The sequence below is a fragment of the Ruegeria sp. AE3 genome (genome assembly GCF_056542225.1).
Map to the genome: position 1 here is coordinate 1 of NZ_JBQFZL010000049.1, position 1,078 is coordinate 1,078.

At 60.9% G+C, this 1,078-nt stretch carries 1 protein-coding gene; it reads left to right on the forward strand.

The genetic code is table 11. The features are described from left to right. The first annotated feature begins 65 nt into the window (after positions 1–65). The gene (locus ACR0NZ_RS20615; protein WP_480521578.1) at positions 66–1,025 is read left to right on the forward strand and encodes an IS5 family transposase; all 960 of its coding nucleotides are present in this window, start codon (positions 66–68) and stop codon (positions 1,023–1,025) included. The last annotated feature ends 53 nt before the right edge of the window (positions 1,026–1,078 follow it).

Sequence of the window (1,078 nt, forward strand, 5' to 3'; positions counted from 1 at the left end):
GAGCGTGTTGCACAAATCGTTTCCGATGCGTAGCTGGTCCTTTGATTTGACTGCGGGATGCTGTGATGCCCTTCAAATTCAATGCGTCGCGGCGGGATAAGTTTGCGAAGGCAAAGTACCGTGTGACGAACTGGGCCGAATACAACGAGGCGCTCCGCCAGCGTGGTGACGTAACGGTCTGGTTCAGCGAAGACGCGGTGTCTGGGTGGTGCGCAGTGCGCTCCGGCAAGCGCGGTGGTCAACAACGATATTCTGATCTGTCGATTGAGACCTGCTTGACCTTGCGCGCCGTGTTCGGCTTACCGCTTCGCCAAACGCAGGGCTTTGTCCGCAGTCTGCTGCGGCTCATGCAGACGGACCTCCCCGTGCCGGATTTTTCGACGCTTTGCCGGCGTGCGCCATCGCTTCAGATCGCGCCCGACACCCAGACAGCCAGTGGTCCGATCGCGCTGGTTGTGGACAGCACAGGGCTGCGTGTCGTTGGCAGCCGCGACTGGATGCGGGAGAAGCACGGGCTACCAAAGACCCGCAAGATATGGCGCAAACTGCATATCGGCTTCGATCTGGAGAGCGGCGAGCTTGTGGCGTCCTGCCTGACACCCCAGCAGGTCGGGGACACCGGCGCTCTGCCCGACCTTCTTGCTGAGGTGTCCGGTCCGGTGCGCCGTTTCATCGGTGACGGGGCTTATGATGGTGTACCAACCGCCGCGACCATCCGGCATGCGTTTGGCCCGGATGTCGAGCTGATTATTCCGCCGCCGAAGAACGCCGTTCCCGGAGATTGCCAGGCACGCAACGCCCATATCGACATGATAACCGAAACTGGCCGAATGGCATGGCAGAAGGCCACCGGTTATGGTCAGAGATCGCGCGGCGAGGCCCAGATCGGGCGATACAAACAGGTCATCGGACTGGAACTGCGCAGCCGCAACATGGAGACCCAGACAACCGAAGCCCGCATCGCTGTCAAAGCCCTCAACCGCATGACCCGTCTAGGTCGTGCGACCTATGAACGTGTCGCATAACGAACCGGGGAAAGGGGCAAATGCGGCCCAAGCGCTATTCGTGCAACGCGGTC